Below are 18,493 nucleotides of genomic sequence, written 5' to 3'. Positions count from 1 at the left end.
ACGGATAAAGCATCACAATACGAATTTAAGACTTTGAAAAGATAGTAGCACAACTCTTAGGGCTGACACCAAACTCCAGTGGTCAAGTCATCCATTGTTGCCATGCTTGCCTAACCGCTTCTCGCTCTTCAAGTAGCTTATCGTCTGCCACATCGGCATCCAAATTTAACAAATTACGATGATGGATTTCATCTCGTAGCGTTGTGTAGGCTCGGGTTAATGTCATCACTTGTTCTTCGTCCATGACTCCTTGCTGGAGCATGCTTTCAAAAATTCGAACATTGTCCGACCAACGAGTCAGCTTTGGTTTCTCATGACTAAAACGTAGCACTAGGTATTGCGCCAGAAATTCAATGTCGGTAATACCACCGGGGTCTTGCTTTAACATAAAGCGCCCGGCTTTTTTTCCACCAAGATGAGCGCGCATTTTTTCACGCATTTCAACCACCTTGGGTTTAAGTTCTTCAGCATCACGCGGCTTACTCAATACGTCCACACGCGTGTGGTTAAAGGCTTGATGCAGTAGTTCATCACCATATATTAGCCGCGTGCGAACCAATGCTTGATGCTCCCATGTCCAAGCATCATTATGCTGATACTCATCAAATGCCTCTGTCGGACTCACCAGTAAGCCAGAGACACCAGACGGACGAAGACGCGTATCGACTTCATACAAAATACCTGACGCAGTACGCGTCGAGAAGATATGAATAATACGCTGAGCTAAGCGTAGATAAAATTGTCGGCCATCAATCTCTTTTTTACCGTCGGTATACACATTCACAGGACAGTCGTGCATAAAGACGATATCAAGGTCGGAGTTATATCCAAGCTCCCAACCACCCACCTTGCCATAGCCAATCACAGCAAAGCCATTGCTCCCGCGATCTTTGATATGAGTCGGCTCTCCAAACTTCTCCGCCATTTGTTGCCAGGCTTGGTTCACACCAGCTTCAACAATGGCCTCGGCTAAGTACGTTAGGTGATCACTCACTTTCATCACAGGCAGAACCCCTGCAATATCCGCCGCCGCAATCCGCAAAATACAGGTTTGCTTAAACTGGCGCAGTGCTTCCATTTGCTGTTCCATATCCTCTTCAGGGATACGAGCAAGGTAATCTCTAAGCTCTGTTTTATACGACGCTAAAGGAACAGGGTTATACAAATGAGACGGATCAAGCAATTCATCAAGAAGAATAGGATAACGACCCAGCTGCTCTGAAATCATAGGGCTTGCTGTGCATAAACGAACTAATTGAACCAGCGCGGCTGGGTGCTCATCTAATAACTCAAGGTACGTCGTTCGAGTGACGATGCGATGCAAGACATGCAGCACTCGAGATAAACCAAACTCGGCATCTTTATGGGCATAAATAGCACTGAATACCTTAGGCATTAGGCGATTCAGCACCTCTCGACCTCGAGGCCCTAAGGTTTTCTTCGCCAAATCTTTTTTAAATTGGCAAATCGTGCTTCGCTTTACATCTGCATTATCAAGGTTCAAGTCATGCTCAAGAATGTGTTCGACGACTTCAGGATCATGCACCATATCCCATAATTCATGGAAGTGCTTCTGTACTGGACTCGGCGTTTCTTCTTCATCTTCACCAATCAGATCACCAAACACGCAATGAACGTTAAGCATATGTTGAGACGTCGCCTCCAGCATGAGATCCCAAGACTCAAACCCTATCGCAAACGCGAGCTTGATTTGGTCCGTCTCTTTCTCTGGCAATGTTTGTGTTTGTTTATCCGCCATGGCTTGCAGTAAGTTTTCTTGACGTCTTAAGAAACAGTAAGCCTCTCGCAGGTGCATCACTTCTTTTTTCTCAAGTAGTGCGAGGGTTTCAATGGCATCGAGCGTTTCAAGTAACCCGCGTCCTCGCAAGCTAGGTTCTCGACCACCACGAATAAGCTGAAAAACTTGTGCAATAAACTCAACCTCACGAATCCCGCCAGGCCCCAGCTTGATATTATTGCCAAGTCCACGACGTCTCACCTCACTGCTGATCATCGATTTCATACGGCGTAAGGATTGGATCGCACTAAAATCAATATAGCGGCGGAACACAAACGGACGCAACATTTGGCGCAGCTCTTGGTATTCAGGATACATCTCACTCCCCATTACCCGAGCTTTTATCATGGCGTAACGCTCCCAGTCTCGACCTTGCTCTTGGTAGTAATCTTCAAGAGCGGCATAACTCATCACCAGCGGCCCACTTTCACCAAAGGGGCGAAGGCGCATATCCACACGGTAACAAAAACCGTCGAAGGTCTGCTGATCCAAAGCCTTGATGATACGCTGGCCTAAACGAGTAAAGAACTGCGCATTAGCAATGGAGCGTCGTGCGCCCTGCGTTTCACCATTTTCTGGGTAGGTAAAAATCAAATCGATATCGGATGAGAAATTCAGTTCACCACCGCCTAGCTTGCCCATTCCGATAATGAGCATTGGCTGTGCTTCGCCTTCGGCATTGCAAGGGGTTCCCCACTCATTGCAACATACCTGATACTGCCAGCGGTACGTCTCAAATATCATGGCTTCTGCAAGCATCGATAAATGCTGCAAGCTCTCTTCTAGCGTCCAGTCGCCCACCATGTCACGCCACGCAATATACGTCATTTCACGGTTACGAAAGCGTCGTAATTCACGGTGGCCATCGGTTTCAATCGAGCACGCCGACAACACGGTGCGTAGGTGCTCACGGTAAGATTCAGCGCGCTCTGGATGCTCGAGCATTTGTGGTAACTGTTGAAATAGAACCTCATCTTTCAATAATGCTTCTTCAACAAATTCGCTGATTGACAACACACGTTGCAGTTGCTCTAAACGCGTGGCAGGCCAATGCGAAGCGTCTACATATCGTTCGTGGATTCGCTCAATTGACTGTTGAGTATGTAATTCTAATGATGCTGGCAGTTGCATTCGTCGTCCTTGTCTCGACCCAAAAACAAAAATGGTGACTCATTCGCCACCATTTAATTTATCAGTTCAGTAATTGATTCAAGCGATTAGCTTCGAAGGCCAATCCCTTTTGTTACTAAATAATGTGCTACCCCATAAAGTACCACGATAAACACTAAGAGTACGCCAAATGAAGTCACAATCCCGACATCGGATACCCCTAAGAATCCATAACGGAAGGCATTGACCATATAAACAATCGGATTGATTTTAGATATACCTTGCCAGAATTCAGGTAAGAGACTGATTGAATAGAATACACCGCCTAGATACGTCAATGGCGTTAAAATAAACGTTGGAATAATAGAGATATCATCAAACGTTTTTGCAAATACCGCGTTGATTAGTCCACCAAGAGAAAATACGACCGAGGTTAAGAATACCGTCGCGATAATGATGCCCCAATGCTGTACCTGAAGATCAACAAAGAAAAGCGATACAAACGTCACGATCGTACCAACAAGCAGACCGCGAACCACACCGCCCATCACAAACCCAGCAATAATCACATAATTAGGGACGGGCGCGACCAGCAGCTCTTCAATATTTTTTTGAAACTTAGCACTAAAAAAGGAGGAGGCAACGTTAGAGTAAGAGTTAGTAATCACCGACATCATGATAAGGCCAGGGACGATGTACTCCATGTAACTAAACCCACCCATTTGACCAATTCGAGATCCAATCAAGCTGCCAAAAATAATAAAATACAATGTCATCGTGATCGCGGGTGGTACTAAGGTCTGTACCCAAATACGCGTAAAACGGTTGATCTCTTTCGTGAGTAAGCTCTTAAACGCAGTCCAGTAAAGAGTGTGCATACTACTGCTCCTGTTGCGGTTTACGAACAATCGAGACAAACAACTCTTCAAGTCGGTTCGCTTTGTTTCGCATTGATAATACAGTGATACCCGCTTGAGTCAGTTGCTCAAACACGTGATTCAGTCCTTGTGTTTTTTCTAGTTCAATCTCCAGCGAACCATTCACCATATGCTGAGCCGTCACACCTGAAAGTACTGGTATGTCATGATTATCGGCAATATCAAAAATAAAGGTCTCGACATGAAGTTTGTTCAATAATGACTTCATCGAGGTATTTTCGATCAACTCGCCACTTTGAATAATACCGATATTTCGGCACAGCAATTCAGCCTCTTCTAGGTAATGCGTGGTCAAAATAATGGTAATACCTTGCTTGTTAATCTCTTTTAGAAAATCCCACATAGAGCGACGCAGCTCAATATCAACACCAGCGGTTGGTTCATCAAGGATCAGAAGCTTGGGTTCATGCATCAATGCCCGTGCAATCATTAAGCGACGCTTCATGCCCCCCGATAGGTGGCGTGCACGTTCATCTTTTTTCTCCCACAAATCTAATTGTGTTAGGTATTTTTGCGCACGCTGCTTAGCAAGATCACGCGGGACACCATAATAACCAGCTTGTTGCAATACGATTTGCTGCACGGTCTCAAATGGATTGAAGTTAAATTCTTGTGGTACAAGGCCGAGCTGCTGCTTTGCCTGCTCGAGTTGGTTATCGATGTTATAACCAAACACTTTTACACCACCAGAGGTTTTGTTTACTAGCGATGTAATAATACCAATTGTGGTCGATTTCCCGGCACCATTTGGGCCAAGCAAGGCGTAAAAGTCCCCTTGCTCTACGGTCAGGCTTACACCTTTGAGCGCCTCAAACCCACCTGCATAGGTCTTGCGGAGTTGTTCTATTTCTAATGCGTACATGCTGTGCACCGATTGTGATCAGACTAGGATGTTTTGACAATTCCGATTATATCGAAAAATAAAGAAGTCGTGGTTATTTATCTCCCACCAACATGATGGCGCGTCGCTCTCTTTTCAATAGTAAGCGTACAATCCGTTTGAATCTATGCCTCCCTTGCTTCACTCATATTGCTGTCGAAAAATAACAATCGTATACGCAACCTCATTCGTTATCCTGTGTAAGTGGGCTTGTCGCAAGCGCACGTGAAGCGGCACTCAATGCGAGCTCTCTTGAGGGGTAGATGTTGCTGTCAGGCACCAAATCAATAATGTGGAACTTATCTAATTGCTGTTGTGTTTGTTCATTAGGACAAAGTAAATACACCCTACAGTTGGCATCCAGTGCATCTTTAATCGCATTTTCAAGGGCAAGCCCGACGGTGACATCAATCATAGGCACATCCGTCAGATCGAGAATCATTGCTTCGTAATCGGCGATACTTGAATGTTGGCGAGAAATGGCTTTTGAGACACTGAATATCATCGGCCCCGATAGATAGAAAAATAATATTTTGCCGTTGGCTTGCTCTAGCAAACGACGTTCATTCGCTGTCAGCGGCACATCATCTTCATCTGCGTCACTAATGGCTTTAACTTGGCGAGCTTGCTCACGGCTTAAGCGCTCAATAATAATGATATTGGAGATAAACACCCCTAGCCCGACGGCAACAATGAGATCAACGAACACCGTTAATAACATCACACCGTACATGATTGCCATGCCTTGAAGGCTGACTTTATGAGCTCGCTGGATGAAGCTCCAGTCCAATATATTGAACCCAACAAACACGGCAATACCCGCCAAAACAGCCATTGGGATCGGTTCAGTTAGCCCACCAGCCACCAAAACGACTAACGCTAATACCATGGCACGAACCACACCAGACAATGGTGAACGAGCCCCAACTTGGATATTAGTCACGGTTCCCATGGTCGCGCCTGCACCAGGAAGCGCCCCAAAAAGTCCAGCAACTAAGTTCGCTAGACCTTGACCCCGCAACTCCTTATCGGAGTCATGTTCTTTACGAGTCAAAGAGTCTCCAATCACGGCGGTCAATAGGGTATCAATACACCCCAACGTGCCAAGTACGAGCGCATCAATCACCATCGTAGTCAACATATCGGCATTGATATAAGGCATCACAAGGGTAGGGAGCCCTGCAGGAATTTCGCCTATACGACGTATACTGTCTGAATCAAAAAACACCACCGACAATAAGGTGACCGCTACGAGTGCGACCAGTTGTGGCGGAACATATTTTTGATACCGCTTAGGAAAGAAAAATAAAATCGCCAGCGTCAACAGGCCAAGAAATAGTTCGGCAATATCCAGCTGCGCGAAAATATCAGGAACCGCTTGCAGCGTGCCGATCACCCCACCAGCCGGCGCAGCCTGTCCGAGTAAAGGAGCAAACTGAAGAATAATCAAGATAACGCCAATGCCCGACATAAAACCGGACACGACGCTATATGGCATAAGCGTGACGTATTTCCCCAGTCGCAATGTGCCCAGCAACATTTGGAACGCCCCAGCCATCATTACGACCGTAAAAGTCATGGCCAGCCCGGTCTCTGGGTACTTAGCCATCATACTGGTTAGCACCGCCGTCATAATCACGGTCATTGGCCCTGTAGGCTCAGAGATTAACGTTGATGAGCCGCCAAATAACGAGGCAAACAGGCCAACCATAATGGCGCCCCACAATCCTGCCTCTGCGCCCGCGCCCGATGCGACCCCAAACGCTAGTGCGAGGGGCAGCGAGATGATTGCGGTAGTAACACCGCCAAAGAGATCTCCTTTCAAACTCATGTCACTAAAACGATGTGTTAACTGCATAGCCATCCCTGTTCAATACATCAAAAATCGCCGTACAATATCAAACGTAAGCATCCATGAAGAAGTGTTATGAATTGATTCAATTGTTATAACTCATATTCAAAACGAAACTTAATGTGTAAGTCGCTGATTTTCGGTGCATGAAGACGTCAGATGAGTGCTTTTTGACATAACTTTTACGGGATTCAAATTGTAACATTGTGTATAGTGATTTAAGTCACTTAAAGGAATAACCATGCCAGAAATCAAACAACTCTTTGACAATAACTCAAAATGGTCAGAGCAAATTAGAGCAGAACGCCCCGCGTACTTTGCCAAGCTAGAAGAAGGTCAGAACCCTGGGTTTCTTTGGATCGGTTGTTCAGATAGCCGTGTCCCAGCAGAGCGCCTTACCGGTTTGTATTCTGGCGAACTCTTCGTACACCGTAATGTAGCAAACCAAGTGATCCATACTGACCTCAACTGCTTATCCGTTGTGCAATATGCGGTAGACGTGTTGAAAGTGAAGCATATTATTGTTTGCGGGCACTATGGATGTGGCGGTGTCAATGCTGCCATCGATAATCCACAACTTGGGCTCATCAACAACTGGCTGCTGCACATTCGTGATTTATACCTAAAACATAGAAATTGGCTCGGTGAGCTGCCGCAAGACATGCGAGCCGATAAGCTATGTGAAATCAACGTTGCTGAGCAGGTATACAACCTCGGTAACTCAACGGTCATGCAGGGCGCATGGGAGCGTGGACAAGATACTGAAATCCATGGCGTGGTTTACGGCATCGGTGATGGCAAGCTGCAAGACCTAGGCGTTCGTTGTTATAGCCGCGAAACTCTCGAAGTCAACTATCAAGCCGCGATGGCAAAAATTCTCAATAGTGAAGTACTGAAGTAACTCGATTCCCAACAGTACCACTATTGTAAAAATGCCCACTTCTGTGGGCATTTTATTATTCTTGCGGTACAACCTTACCAATGTAAGGTAAGTGACGGTACTTCTGCGCGTAATCAATACCCACACCGACAACAAACTCGTCTGGAATACCAAAGCCAATCCATTTCACATCAACAGGAACCTCACGGCGAGACGGTTTATCGAGCAAGGTACAGATCTGGATAGATTTCGGCTCACGTAAAGAAAGTATCTCTTTCACTTTCGTTAACGTATTGCCAGTATCAATAATGTCTTCAACCAACAGGATATCTTTACCTTTGATATCGTCATCAAGATCTTTCAAGATACGAACATCACGAGAGCTTTCCATGGTATTACCGTAACTAGATGCGGTCATGAAATCGACTGAGTGCGTAATATCAATAGCACGCGCTAGGTCAGCCATAAAGACGAACGAACCTCTCAACAAGCCGACCATAACAAGGTCTTCGCTGCCTTTATAGTACTCGGTAATTTCCTTACCTAAGACTTGAACACGGTCATGTACTTCTTTCTCAGAAATCATCACTTCAATGGTATGTTTCATATCGATCTCTATTTTTGTTGTTAACTCCAACCATGTCACCCTAGGCAGGTATCTCTGTTGATACTGGCCAGCTATCAGGATTAGGAGAGTCGTTTTTAAAGTGGCCGTATGGTAACACTTTATGCCTTTCGATAAAAACCAAGGCTATTTCCCCCTACCAGCCTCATGTGGTCTAAACCACATGAGGCTCCTTGTTAACGTAACCTGTTGAAAAAAAATTACACTTTCAAAAAAAGTGTGATGTGCAGGTAAATAAGCACTAATTATCATAATTATCAGTGAATGTGCATTGACCAACCTATATATGCACCATTACACTTATCACTTAAAAGAAAAAGCCAAGCGGTAAATTTCCAAAATGGAAATCGATATAATGAAAGTCACCTCGTCTTTCTTTAGTCATCTCCCATTGCGGACATCTGACTCGGCATCACAATAAGAGCATTTACGTCATATGCTCAAACAACATTGGCAAGGAAATAACATGGACTCAATCATTAAAAGACCTAGAACCCGCCTATCTCCTCAGAAGCGTAAACTGCAACTCATGGAGATAGCCTTAGAAGTATTTGCGACACGTGGGATTGGCCGTGGTGGACACGCTGATATTGCGGAAATTGCTCAGGTTTCTGTTGCTACAGTTTTCAACTACTTCCCAACCAGAGAAGACCTCGTCGACGAAGTGCTCAATCATGTCGTCTGTCAACATTCTAACTTTTTATCTAACACCATTGATCTCGATGTCACTATCAAAGAGAACCTAACGAATATCCTCGACAATGTCGTTGACCTAGTTATGGAAGATTGTCATTGGAATAAGGTATGGTTTGAGTGGAGTACGTCAACTCGTGATGAAGTTTGGCCACTGTTTATGTCGTCAAATAAAACGAGCCAAGCGCTTGTTGAGAATATGTTCATTAAATCCATTGAGCGTGGTGAGGTCTGCCCTCATCATGAACCCAAACATCTGACGAGTCTTTTCCACGGGATTTGTTATTCGCTATTCATTGAGGCAAATCGTAATAAAGACAGTGACAGTATTAAGTCTTTAACGGATTGTTACATGAATATGGTGTGTATCTACAAAGACGTTGCACATCATTAAGACGCCCATCTAACAATAGATAAAGGTAGTCTTACCTAGTTTAGAAACGTAAAAAAACCGCTCTTAAGAGCGGTTTTTTGTATCATGAAGAAAGGTGATTATTTCTTTTTCTTCGCCTTTGCATTCGGAAGGTCAGTAATCGTACCTTCAAAGACTTCAGCGGCAAGACCCACTGACTCGTGCAAGGTTGGGTGAGCATGAATGGTCAGTGCGATATCTTCTGCATCACAACCCATCTCGATAGCTAGACCAATTTCACCTAGTAATTCACCACCGTTAGTACCAACAATAGCACCACCAATCACACGGTGTGTGTCTTTGTCGAAGATAAGCTTAGTCATACCATCAGCACAATCAGAAGCAATCGCACGGCCTGATGCTGCCCAAGGGAAGCTTGCTGTTTCGTAGTTTAGACCTTCTGCTTTCGCTTCTTTTTCAGTCTTACCTACCCACGCAACTTCTGGCTCGGTATAAGCAATCGACGGGATGACTTTCGGATCAAAGTAGTGCTTCTTACCAGAGATAACCTCTGCCGCTACGTGGCCTTCGTGCACACCTTTGTGCGCAAGCATTGGCTGACCAACGATATCACCGATAGCGTGGATATGAGGTACATTAGTGCGCATTTGCTTATCAACATTGATAAAGCCGCGCTCATCCACTTCAATACCCGCTTTTTCAGCATCCAAAAGCTTACCGTTTGGCACACGACCAATCGCAACAAGAACCGCATCATAACGCTCAGCTTCTGCTGGTGCTTTTTTGCCTTCCATTGAAACGTAGATACCGTCTTCTTTCGCTTCAACAGCCGTCACTTTGGTTTCAAGCATCAAGTTAAACTTGTTTTTAATGCGCTTGGTGTAAACCTTAACCATGTCTTTATCAGCAGCAGGAATCAGTTGATCGAACATCTCAACAACGTCGATCTTAGAACCTAGTGAATGGTAAACCGTCGCCATTTCTAGACCGATGATACCACCGCCCATGATAAGCAGTTTTCCAGGAACTTCTTTAAGCTCTAGCGCATCCGTTGAATCCCAAATACGTGGGTCTTCATGCGGAATGAACGGTAACTTAATAGGGCGAGAGCCTGCGGCTACGATCGCATTATCAAAGTTAACCGTTGTTTTGCCATCTTCGCCATCAACATCGATAGAGTTAGGACCAGTAAACTGACCTAAGCCGTTCACTACCGTCACTTTACGCATCTTAGCCATACCGCCAAGACCACCGGTAAGTTGACTAATAACTTTTTCTTTCCAAAGACGGATCTTATCGATGTCCGTTTGTGGCTCACCAAATACGATGCCATGCTCAGCAAGTGCTTTCGCTTCTTCGATAACTTTAGATACGTGAAGTAGTGCTTTAGATGGGATACAACCCACGTTCAAACATACACCACCAAGCGTGCTATAACGCTCGATTAGAACCGTTTCTAGGCCTAAATCGGCACAACGGAATGCAGCGGAGTAACCAGCAGGACCGGCACCAAGTACTACCACTTGGGCTTTAATTTCTTTGCTCATTTTGACCTCTTGTAGTCATTATCCCTAACAGGCTGAGTGGGTATTGATTTCTTATTTTGAGGCGTTGTTTAAAATAAAAATCACTTAAACAATGCAACGTCAGACCGCCAACAGTTTACAGAGATGTTAATGGTGTGAAAAGTAAATCAATTTAGCCTGTGAGCTAGACAGCAATTCGATTTGTAAAAATTACAGTATCATCAAATTGTCATTGAATATCGTAAATAAGGGCGACTATTTTAGCCGCCCTACTTTCTAACCTTTGCTTATAGTACCAAGCGACGAATATCGCTCAAGCAAGCATTTAGGTAAGTAATGAAACGCGCACCTTCCGCGCCATCAATCACACGGTGGTCGTATGATAGAGACAATGGGAGTTGTAGGCGTGGCTCAAACTCTTTGCCATTCCATACCGGTTTCATTTCAGACTTAGATACCCCTAGGATACCCACTTCTGGTGCATTGACGATTGGCGTAAATGCCGTACCACCAATACCACCAAGGCTAGAGATAGTGAAACAACCGCCTTGCATATCGCCAGCTGTCAGCTTACCAGAACGTGCTTTCTTAGAAATCACGGCTAGCTCTTCAGACAACTCGTAAATGCCTTTCTTGTTCACATCCTTAAAGACAGGAACAACCAAGCCATTTGGCGTATCAACCGCAATACCAACATTCACATACTTCTTCAGAATAATGCTTTCGCCGTCATCAGATAGAGAAGAGTTAAACGTTGGGAACGCTTCAAGTGCTTTAGCGACCGCTTTCATGATGAACACAAGTGGTGTGATCTTCATGCCCGTATCTCGCTTCGCTTCAATCGCGTTTTGCTCTTTACGGAATGCTTCAAGCGCTGTGATATCTGCGTTGTCCCACTGAGTAACATGTGGAATCATTACCCAGTTACGGTGCAAGTTAGCACCAGAAATTTTCTTAATCTTAGAAAGCTTCTGGATCTCAGTATCACCAAACTTGCTGAAATCAACCTTAGGCCATGGAAGCAGACCAAGAGCAGAGCCGTCACCGCCTTTGCCAGATGCTGCTGCACCAGACTCAAGACGCTTAAGCGCCTCTTTAACGTAAGACTGAACGTCTTCTTTCAGAATGCGGCTCTTACGACCTGAACCTTTCACCTTCGACAGGTTAACGCCAAATTCACGAGCAAGACGACGAACAACTGGAGAAGCGTGCGCGTAGTCACCGTTCTCTTGGAAGTCGCCAGCCGCTGCAGGTGCTTCTGATTTAGGACGGTCCGCCGATGCGGCAGGTGCCGCCGCTGGAGCGGCTGCTTGTGCCGGTGCTGCAACAGGAGCTGCGCCTTCAACGACAAACGTCATGATTAGAGAGCCAGTTGACACGGTATCGCCAGCTGCAATCTTGATTTCTTTCACTGTACCAGCGAATGGTGCAGGCACTTCCATTGAAGCTTTGTCACCTTCAACAGTAATTAGAGATTGCTCTTCTTCTACTGTATCGCCAACCGCTACCATGATTTCAGTAACTTCTACTTCGTCACCACCGATATCTGGTACGTTGACTTCTTTTTCAGCAGAAGCAGCTGGAGCTGCTGCAACAGGGGCCGCTGCTGGAGCAGGAGCGGCTGCAACTGGAGCGCCAGAACCTGCAACTTCAAATACCATGACTAGAGAACCAGTTGATACTGAGTCACCAGAAGCGATCTTGATTTCTTTAACGATACCAGCGAATGGTGCAGGCACTTCCATTGAAGCCTTGTCACCTTCAACAGTAAGAAGCGATTGCTCTTCTTCTACTGCATCACCGATAGCGACCATGATTTCAGTGACTTCAACTTCATCACCGCCGATATCTGGAACGTGAACTTCTTTAAGTTCAGCGGCCGCAGGTGCAGCAGCAACGGGTGCCGCCGCTTCAACTGCTGGCGCAGCCGGTGCTGCTGCACCTTCCGCAGGAGAGCCTGCCTCTTCAAAGATCATGATAAGAGAACCAGTAGAAACTGAATCACCTTCTGCTATTTTGATCTCTTTAACGATACCCGCTTGAGACGCAGGAACTTCCATAGAAGCTTTGTCGCCTTCAACAGTGATCAGTGACTGCTCTTCTTCAACCTTGTCGCCAACGTTTACTAGAATCTCAGTTACTTCAACCTCATCTGCACCGATGTCTGGTACATTAATTTCGATTGTCATTGTGTTTTCCTATCTTAATGGAAGTCTTATGCGTATTGCGGGTTAGTTTTTTCAGTGTCGATATCGAATTTAGCGATCGCTTCAGCAACCACAGATTTCTCAATATCACCACGTTTAACTAGCTCAGTTAGCGCTGCGACAACAATGTAGCCAGCGTTAACTTCGAAGTGACGACGTAGGTTTGCACGGCTGTCAGAGCGGCCGAAACCATCTGTACCAAGTACTTTGTAAGACTCAGTTGGCATGTACGCACGTACTTGCTCAGCGTAGTTCTTCATGTAGTCAGTCACTGCGATTGCAGGTTCTTGACCAAGAACAGTCGTGATGTACGGTACTTTCTCTTCAGCTTCTGGGTGAAGCATGTTGTCACGCTCTACGTTTTGGCCATCGCGAGTCAACTCGTTGAACGACGTCACAGAGAACACATCAGAGGCTACGCCGTACTCTTCGCTTAGAATCTCAGCCGCTTTACGTGCTTCATTCATGATAGTACCAGAGCTCATTAGTTGAACTTTGCCCTTAGCACCAGCGTGAGATTCAAGCTTGTAGATACCCTTACGAATGCCTTCTTCAGCGCCTTCTGGCATTGCTGGCATTGCGTAGTTCTCGTTCATTACTGTTAGGTAGTAGTAAACGTTCTCTTGGTTCTCACCGTACATGCGACGGATACCGTCTTGCATGATAACCGCTAGCTCGTAAGCAAACGTTGGGTCGTAAGAGATACAGTTAGGGATAGTGTTCGCTTGAATGTGCGAGTGACCATCTTCGTGCTGTAGACCTTCACCATTCAGTGTTGTACGACCTGCAGTCGCACCTAGTAGGAAGCCACGAGCTTGTTGGTCGCCTGCTAACCAAGCCATGTCGCCAATACGTTGGAAACCGAACATTGAGTAGTAGATGTAGAACGGGATCATCGGTAGATCGTTTGTGCTGTATGACGTTGCAGCCGCAACCCATGAAGCCATAGAACCTAGTTCGTTGATACCTTCTTGAAGAACTTGACCAGACGTTGCTTCTTTGTAGTAAGAAACAATGCCTTTATCTTCAGGTGTGTATTCTTGACCGTGTGGGTTGTAGATACCAACCTGACGGAATAGACCTTCCATACCGAATGTACGAGCTTCATCACAGATGATAGGAACGATGTTCTTACCAATGTTCTTATCTTTAAGAAGGATGTTTAGCGTACGTACATAAGCCATCGTTGTAGAGATATCACGCTTCTGCTCACCTAGTAGAGGGGCGAATGCGTCTAGCTCAGGAACCTTGAACTCTTGAGTAAACTTAGGAAGACGAGCAGGCGTGTAACCGTGTAGAGCGTTACGACGAGCGTGCATGTATTCGTACTCAGGCGTACCTTCTTCTAACTTAAGGTAAGGAAGCTCTGTGATTTTCTCATCAGAAAGAATGTCTTCTAGGCCTAGACGATCACGTAGGTGTTGAACATGAGTCATGTCCATTTTCTTAACACCGTGTGCAATATTCTTACCTTCAGCTGCATCACCCATGCCGTAACCTTTAACAGTCTTAGCTAGGATTACCGTTGGCTTACCGTTTGTCTCTTTTGCATTGTTGAATGCAGCAAACAGTTTAGAAGAGTCATGACCACCACGCTTAAGCGCGAAGATTTCGTCATCAGTCATGTCTGCAACTAGTGCAGCTGTTTCTGGGTACTTACCAAAGAAGTGCTCACGTACGTATGCGCCATCTTTAGATTTGAATGTCTGGTAGTCACCATCGATAGTTTCGTTCATAAGTTGAAGAAGCTTACCAGTCGTGTCTTTAGCTAGTAGAGAATCCCAGTTGCTACCCCAGATAACTTTAACAACGTTCCAACCTGCGCCTTTGAATAGGCCTTCAAGTTCTTGGATGATGCTACCGTTACCCATTACAGGGCCGTCTAGGCGCTGTAGGTTACAGTTAATTAGGAAACATAGGTTGTCTAGCTTCTCACGTGCAGCGAAAGAGATAGCACCACGTGATTCTGGCTCATCCATCTCACCATCACCTAGGAACGCGTATACGCGCTGCGCTGAGGTTTCTTTCAGGCCACGGCCGTCAAGGTACTTAAGGAAGCGCGCTTGGTAGATCGCAGAGATAGGACCAAGACCCATAGATACTGTCGGGAACTGCCAGAACTCAGGCATCAGTTTCGGGTGCGGGTAAGAAGGGATACCTTTACCATCCACTTCTTGACGGAAGTTATCTAGCTGTTCTTCAGTTAGACGACCTTCAACGAATGCACGAGAGTAGATACCTGGAGAGATGTGACCTTGGTAATAAACGAGATCGCCACCGTCCGTCTCATTTGGAGCACGGAAGAAGTGGTTGAAACAGACTTCGTAGAACGCTGCAGCTGACTGGTAAGAAGCCATGTGACCACCAAGGTCTAGGTCTTTCTTAGAAGCACGCAATACGATCATGATTGCGTTCCAGCGAATAATCGAACGAATACGACGCTCAAGAGTGACGTCACCAGGGTAAGCTGGCTCTTGTGCTGCTGGGATGGTGTTGATGTAGTTCGTGTTGATGCCGGTTGGCATATCAACGCCGTCTAAACGTGCTTTGTCTAGAACTTGTTCTAGTAAATATTGTGCACGTTCAACGCCTTCTTCGCGTACTACTGACTCTAGTGCTTCTAACCAATCTTGAGTTTCTAGAGCATCAACGTCATGCTTCATGTCAGACATGGCGGTCTATCCTTTTATTAGTTGGATTCTACTAAACATTTAATGGGCCGTTTAATTACGACTCATTACCCTGTTGAATTCGACGTAAAGAGCGCTCGCGGCGCGATTCTTCTCGAGTCAAATCCAACAATGTTTCTTCGATATACGCTAAATGAGAGTGCGACATTTCTCGTGCCTTTTCTGGCTGACCAGAAACAATCGCATCCACAATATTAGCTCTATGTTTACTGACTTTCTCCGACACTTCTGTGCGGCGATGTAATAACTTTAAATTCTGTAGAACATTTTGCTCAAGTAGCGGAGCTAAGCTGCGCACTATATGAAGTAGCACCACATTATGGGCGGCTTCCGTTAAAGCAATAAGAAAGGCCATCACAGCAGAAGCTTCAGCATCTACATTTTTTGTTGCCTGCACTTCACTGATGTTTTCTAAGCAGCTTTCTATTTGAGCAAAATCTTCTTCGGTACCACGTAGTGCAGCAAAGTAAGCAGAGATACCTTCCATCGCATGACGAGCTTCTAGCAAGTCGAGCTGAGTTTCATTATGTGAAGATAGGAGCTCTAGCAAAGGATCTGAAAAACTTTTCCAAATATTATCACTTACAAACGTTCCACCACCCTGTCTGCGAGTCAGCAAACGCTTTGCTTCCAAGCGCTGAATTGCCTCTCGAATGGAAGGTCGAGAAACATCAAATTGTTTTGCTAATTCACGCTCAGGCGGGAGCTGTTGTCCTGCTGAAAGCGTTCCTTCGACGATCAACCGCTCAAGTTCCTGTTCGATAACATCCGAAAGTTTGGGCTGACGAATCCTTTGATAAGCCATGTCTATAGTTCTACTTTTCTCATGCTGACAATTGGTATTACCAATTTCAAGTTGGGCTAAAAATTAACACATTTAAAACGTAAATGTCTAGTGAAAAATTGATTCAAATCATAGAAGCAGGCTTGCGTTAACAGCCATGAAACATTTATAGATTAAAACATCAACACCCATGGTCAGACCAATTACATACACGAAACCTATAGGGAATTTTTCGTGCTAGAAAACTCATTAAAAATCAATAACTAAGAAAGACATTTGTCATACAAGAAAACTTGATCAATATCAAAAACCACGTCACGTCGCGAAAGGGGGGATTTATAATTTGAGTAACAAAATAAATAAAAGCGTTCTAATGTTAGGCAAGCTATTGATGAGATTAATATTTTATTACATTAGCTGTTTGAATTTTGACCAATCAAAGACAAGGCCAGGATCGGTCTTTCTCAACGGCGCAATGTATTGATGCCCTGTAATGCGTTGCGGAGTGATTTTAGGATAACGAGACATAATGGCAGCACTGAGTGCACCCAAACTTAGGTACTGAGCTTCGGTGTAGGCCTGATAATCGGTCCCCTCAAGCTCAATGCCAATAGAGTAGTCATTGCATCGCGATCTTCCGGCAAAACTCGAGACACCAGCATGCCAAGCGCGAGCAGTAAAAGGCACAAATTGCACCACCTCACCATCGCGGCGAATAAGACAATGCGCAGACACCCGTACATGCTCAATAACCTTGAAAAATGGATGAAGGCTCGCATCCAGACGACCTTGAAAAAAAGCCTCAATATGATCACCACCAAACTGACCCGGCGGCAAACTGATGTTGTGGACCACCAGCAATGAGATATCTTGTTCATCATCGCGCTCGTCAAAATGCGGTGACGGCACCTGCCGTGCAGGTAAATACCACCCAAGCTCATCAATAGATAAACGGGAAGGGGTCATTTGTGGTCTATCTGTGTTCTGCATATTAACGGCATCCATCTACGCTAGGTGGCTATGATTTTATCCAACAACCAATAAAATGCGAGAATTGATGCTGAAATTCCAAACAAGCCAGAGTATCATGCCCACTTTGTTCCCCCATACAGATGCCTTAAGCGATGAAAAACACACATAATAGCCAAGAACGCCTCGAGTATTTAAAGCAACAACTCCCTACCGAAATTACCCGTGCCGTCGCCGATACACTTCGTGAGGATTTGGGTGGAACGCTAGATGTTACCGCAGATATTACGGCCAGTTTAATCCCAGCCGACACCCAAAACGTGGCGACCATTATTACCCGTGAGCACGGTATTTTTTGTGGACAGATGTGGGCTGATGAAGTCTTCAAGCAACTGGGTGGTGAAGTGAATATCGATTGGCACGTCAGCGACGGCGATAAAGTTGAGCCTAATCAAGTCCTTTGTACCATGACAGGCCCTGCGAGAATTCTTTTAACGGGCGAACGTAATGCGATGAACTTTATTCAAACACTGTCTGGTTGCGCGACGACTACCGCCCAATACGCGGAAAAAATAGCGCACACCCAGTGTCGCTTGCTTGATACTCGTAAAACGATTCCAGGCTTACGCAGTGCGCTGAAATATGCTGTTGCTTGTGGCGGTGGTCACAACCACCGTATTGGCGTCTTCGATGCTTACCTAATTAAGGAAAACCACATCATTGCTTGTGGAGGCCTCGCTAAGGCCATTGAAACGGCTAAGCAATTGAACCCGGGAAAACCAGTAGAAATAGAGACCGAATCGCTAACAGAGCTTAAACAAGCTATCGAGGCCGGCGCTGATATCATCATGCTCGATAACTTCACTCAAGAGATGATGCGTGAGGCGGTAGCAATCAATGCAGGCCGCGCCGCACTAGAAAATTCAGGGAACGTAACGATGGATACCATCAAAGAGTTTGCTGAGACAGGGGTGGATTACATTTCGGTTGGTGCATTGACTAAGCATTTAAAAGCGATGGATTTGTCGATGAGGTTTAAAGGGTAAGAGCGGTTTAGGAGCAGGGTCCTGGGTCCTGGGTCCTGGGTCCTGGGTCCTGGAGGAAAAATAAACTGAGCGGAGTCTAATGAGGCTTCGCTTTTTTTATGTCTGTGGTCCTGTGGTCCTGT

The 18,493-nt window shown here is 45.5% G+C and carries 13 protein-coding genes; 3 read left to right on the top strand and 10 right to left on the bottom strand.

The window, feature by feature from the left end; genetic code table 11:
- Positions 1-82: 82 nt before the first annotated feature.
- The 4 genes from glnE to AB4405_RS04890 form a co-directional block, all read right to left on the bottom strand.
- Positions 83-2,929 (bottom strand): bifunctional [glutamate--ammonia ligase]-adenylyl-L-tyrosine phosphorylase/[glutamate--ammonia-ligase] adenylyltransferase, encoded by a 2,847-nt coding sequence (gene glnE, locus AB4405_RS04905; protein WP_372059861.1) that lies wholly within the window; start codon positions 2,927-2,929, stop codon positions 83-85.
- Between the two features lie 86 nt (positions 2,930-3,015).
- Positions 3,016-3,786 (bottom strand): ABC transporter permease, encoded by a 771-nt coding sequence (locus tag AB4405_RS04900; RefSeq protein ID WP_372059860.1) that lies wholly within the window; start codon positions 3,784-3,786, stop codon positions 3,016-3,018.
- A gap of 1 nt (position 3,787) precedes the next feature.
- Positions 3,788-4,708, bottom strand: a complete 921-nt coding sequence (locus AB4405_RS04895) for an ABC transporter ATP-binding protein (protein WP_102469782.1) — start codon at positions 4,706-4,708, stop codon at positions 3,788-3,790.
- 202 nt (positions 4,709-4,910) lie between these two features.
- Entirely contained in the window at positions 4,911-6,584 is a 1,674-nt protein-coding gene (locus AB4405_RS04890) for a SulP family inorganic anion transporter (RefSeq protein WP_372059859.1), read from the bottom strand.
- 235 nt (positions 6,585-6,819) lie between these two features.
- On the opposite strand from AB4405_RS04890, the gene can reads away from it, so the two are divergent.
- Positions 6,820-7,479 (top strand): carbonate dehydratase, encoded by a 660-nt coding sequence (gene can / locus AB4405_RS04885; protein ID WP_102469781.1) that lies wholly within the window; start codon positions 6,820-6,822, stop codon positions 7,477-7,479.
- A gap of 55 nt (positions 7,480-7,534) precedes the next feature.
- Here the strand turns inward: can and hpt are convergent, their stop codons facing one another.
- Positions 7,535-8,065 (bottom strand): hypoxanthine phosphoribosyltransferase, encoded by a 531-nt coding sequence (hpt, locus tag AB4405_RS04880; protein ID WP_102469780.1) that lies wholly within the window; start codon positions 8,063-8,065, stop codon positions 7,535-7,537.
- A 484-nt stretch (positions 8,066-8,549) separates the two neighbouring features.
- Here hpt and AB4405_RS04875 point away from each other — a divergent pair, with 484 nt between their 5' ends.
- Complete coding sequence (locus tag AB4405_RS04875) at positions 8,550-9,170, top strand: LuxR/HapR/OpaR family quorum-sensing transcriptional regulator (protein WP_372059857.1); 621 nt, start codon at positions 8,550-8,552, stop codon at positions 9,168-9,170.
- A gap of 98 nt (positions 9,171-9,268) precedes the next feature.
- Here AB4405_RS04875 and lpdA read toward each other — a convergent pair whose 3' ends face one another.
- From lpdA to ampD, 5 genes are all read right to left on the bottom strand, one after another.
- Positions 9,269-10,696: a dihydrolipoyl dehydrogenase gene (gene lpdA, locus AB4405_RS04870; protein ID WP_102469778.1), complete on the bottom strand. Its 1,428-nt coding sequence runs from the start codon at positions 10,694-10,696 to the stop codon at positions 9,269-9,271.
- Positions 10,697-10,962: 266 nt separating this feature from the next.
- Positions 10,963-12,864 (bottom strand): pyruvate dehydrogenase complex dihydrolipoyllysine-residue acetyltransferase, encoded by a 1,902-nt coding sequence (gene aceF, locus AB4405_RS04865; RefSeq protein WP_372059856.1) that lies wholly within the window; start codon positions 12,862-12,864, stop codon positions 10,963-10,965.
- A 26-nt stretch (positions 12,865-12,890) separates the two neighbouring features.
- Complete coding sequence (gene aceE / locus AB4405_RS04860; RefSeq protein ID WP_372059855.1) at positions 12,891-15,554, bottom strand: pyruvate dehydrogenase (acetyl-transferring), homodimeric type; 2,664 nt, start codon at positions 15,552-15,554, stop codon at positions 12,891-12,893.
- Between the two features lie 55 nt (positions 15,555-15,609).
- Positions 15,610-16,377: a pyruvate dehydrogenase complex transcriptional repressor PdhR gene (pdhR, locus tag AB4405_RS04855; RefSeq protein ID WP_372059854.1), complete on the bottom strand. Its 768-nt coding sequence runs from the start codon at positions 16,375-16,377 to the stop codon at positions 15,610-15,612.
- A 387-nt stretch (positions 16,378-16,764) separates the two neighbouring features.
- Positions 16,765-17,346, bottom strand: coding sequence for a 1,6-anhydro-N-acetylmuramyl-L-alanine amidase AmpD (gene ampD / locus AB4405_RS04850; RefSeq protein WP_372059853.1), 582 nt, complete (start codon positions 17,344-17,346; stop codon positions 16,765-16,767).
- 134 nt (positions 17,347-17,480) lie between these two features.
- On the opposite strand from ampD, the gene nadC reads away from it, so the two are divergent.
- Positions 17,481-18,371 carry a carboxylating nicotinate-nucleotide diphosphorylase gene (gene nadC, locus AB4405_RS04845; RefSeq protein ID WP_372059852.1) on the top strand — a complete coding sequence of 297 codons (891 nt, stop codon included), beginning with the start codon at positions 17,481-17,483 and terminating at the stop codon, positions 18,369-18,371.
- Positions 18,372-18,493: the final 122 nt, after the last annotated feature.

Source organism: Vibrio sp. 10N.261.51.F12, assembly GCF_041471725.1.
GTDB lineage: Bacteria > Pseudomonadota > Gammaproteobacteria > Enterobacterales > Vibrionaceae > Vibrio.
Note: the sequence above shows the minus strand (reverse complement) of the source record. Positions and strands in the feature narration are given on the sequence as shown.